Origin of the sequence: Vibrio sp. (assembly GCF_050299255.1) — a bacterium.
Taxonomy (GTDB): Bacteria; Pseudomonadota; Gammaproteobacteria; order Enterobacterales; family Vibrionaceae; genus Vibrio.
Map to the genome: position 1 here is coordinate 1 of NZ_JBNKVP010000166.1, position 2,280 is coordinate 2,280.

The 2,280-nt window shown below is 46.6% G+C and carries 3 protein-coding genes; all 3 read right to left on the bottom strand.

Annotated features, from left to right (window positions below):
• Positions 1-317 (bottom strand): hypothetical protein (locus ACQY6F_RS18785; RefSeq protein WP_428776627.1); only part of this gene is annotated, 317 nt, incomplete at its 3' end.
• A 321-nt stretch (positions 318-638) separates the two neighbouring features.
• The gene (istB, locus tag ACQY6F_RS18790; RefSeq protein ID WP_428776628.1) at positions 639-1,376 is read right to left on the bottom strand and encodes an IS21-like element helper ATPase IstB; all 738 of its coding nucleotides are present in this window, start codon (positions 1,374-1,376) and stop codon (positions 639-641) included.
• A 25-nt stretch (positions 1,377-1,401) separates the two neighbouring features.
• The coding region (locus ACQY6F_RS18795; protein WP_428776630.1) for a Mu transposase domain-containing protein at positions 1,402-2,280 on the bottom strand (879 nt) is incomplete at its 5' end.

Genomic DNA, 2,280 nt, shown 5'->3' on the forward strand with positions numbered 1-2,280 from the left:
ATACAATCACATCCGCCGGAATATCGTTCCCCTCCGGATAAGCGCAATAAATAACCGACTCTTGCGCTATATCTAAGTGCTTCCGTCATGTAACTGATGTTTCCTTTGGCCACCCGATTGGCTAAACCACTTAGTTTTAAATCGGACTGTACGTTATGAAAAATACCATTAATACTACTCTTAGCGCGAAATGCTAACTCATCCCTTAACCGTTCTATATGGTGGTGGAACGTACTTTCTATTGAACTAAAGTGGCGCCTTTCTACAAGAAATCTATTTGCTTCTTCTATATCGGTTTTTAAAAATTCTTGGGCCAAAATAGGTTCCTTTGCTCTGTTTCTTGGAAAAACTTAACGCCATGCTCAGCTGCCGCAAATGCAGCGTGGAACACTGTGTTTGTGGTCTGCTGGAGCTATTGGTTATGTCCTTAATCAGCACCATCAGAATGTAACCATTGACCGTTGTGGCAATACTTATAAAAGGACGACTTGCCGAAAATATACATTCCTATTGTGTCATGTGTAAGATTGCGTGGCCAGTTGCATATTCTGGCGATCATGAACACCAATTCTGGACGATCGTGAACACCTGATTTCTACGCATTGGGTTGATTTGTTTTTTACCTCAAGTGTTCACGATCAGTCAATGATTCCCTGTTTTTTTCTCATCGATTCACCTTTTAATTTAATTCTATGAGCGTTGTGCATGAGCCGATCCAGGATGGCGTCAGCCAGGGTGTTATCACCGATTGATTGATACCATTCATCAGTGGGTAGCTGACTGATCATCAGTGTTGATGAGCTGTTATGTCGATCATCCATAAGTTCCATCAAGTCATTCCTCTGAGGGGCTTTTAACGGTTCCAGCCCCCAGTCATCCAGGATCAGCAGATCCAGTTTGGAGAGCGCCTGTAGCGCTTTACTGTAACTCCCATCAGCCTTACTCTGAGTCAGTTCGATCAGTAGACGAGATAAGCGATAATACTTTACTCGATATCCTTTCATACAGGCGGCATGGGCAAGAGCACAGGCGATATAGGTTTTGCCACTGCCACAGGGGCCTGTGATAAGCAGGTTTTGATGTTTATACACCCAGTCGTTTTGTAATAGATTGGCGATCAGCGATTGACTCAGTCCTCTCGGATGCTGGTAATCGATCTCTCTGGGATTGGCGTTGATTTTCAGTCTGGCGGCCTTGAGTAAGCGTTGCTGTTTGCGCTGGTTTCTATCAAGTAGCTCATTGTCCGTGAGCAGTTGCAGACGCTCTTCAAAGGACAGGCCCTGATAGGTGCCGGGTTGTTCAAGCTGACTGGTTAGTGCCTGTGCCATGCCACTGAGTTTCAGTTGGCGCAGTTGGGTAAGGGTTTGTTCGATCATTGCGTTTTCCTGTTGGATTGTTGGTTTAATGGAAGTGTCCAGGGCCACGGATGTTTTCATGGCTCTGGGGTAACAGCGATAGCTGCTCTTTGCTGTCACTGAGTAATTGATCCTGATTACTGTGCAGGATGGATTTAATTTGTTTAAGTCGATACAGCCGATTCTGGTTGGCAATGGCGCAAGCTTTGTTCAGACGTGGCGCAGGATATTGCCGAGATAGATTAAGTAAGCCTAAACAGACTCGATAAGCCTGTTGTTCGTGCTGCTTTTGTTTGAGCTGTGTCTTTATCCAGATCAGCACCTCGTCACCGATGTCCTGAGCCCAGTTCATCAACCGTCCTGCACTCCACTGGTGATGCTTTTGGTGCTTGGTAGGCATATGCTCTGCGATCGTGGTAGTGCCCGGTCGATAAGATCGTACATGACTGGTCACACGTTGATGCTGGAAGTACAGTTCGATGAGTTGATCACTGGCGTGTAGTTCAAGTTTTTCACCCACCAGATGATGCGGTACCGAGTACAGATGGCCATCGTACTGGATGTGGTAATCCACGTTCACCTTGACGGTTTTAATGTCAGTGTATTGATAGCGTTGTTTGGGTAATGCAGAGAGTGCAGGTTTATCGAGTGACTCGAACCACTGCACTCGGCTCCCTTTAAGTTGTTTGAACGGTTTTTTATTGACGCCTTCGAGCAAAGCCAGGATACACTGGTTCAACTCGGCCAGCGAGAAGAACGTCTGATGGCGTAGTTTTGCCAGGATCCAGCGTTCGATAATCTGCACACCCACCTCGGCCTTGGCTTTATCCTGTGGTTTGTAAGGCCGCGCTGGCATCACCGCACAGCCATAGTGAGCAGCCAGTTGTTGATAACTCGGATTCAGCTCAGGATCATAACGACAGGC

Coding starts and splice junctions, on each gene's coding strand:
- istB (WP_428776628.1), bottom strand. CDS start 1,376: ATGATCGAACAAACCCTTACCCAACTGCGCCAACTGAAACTCAGTGGC.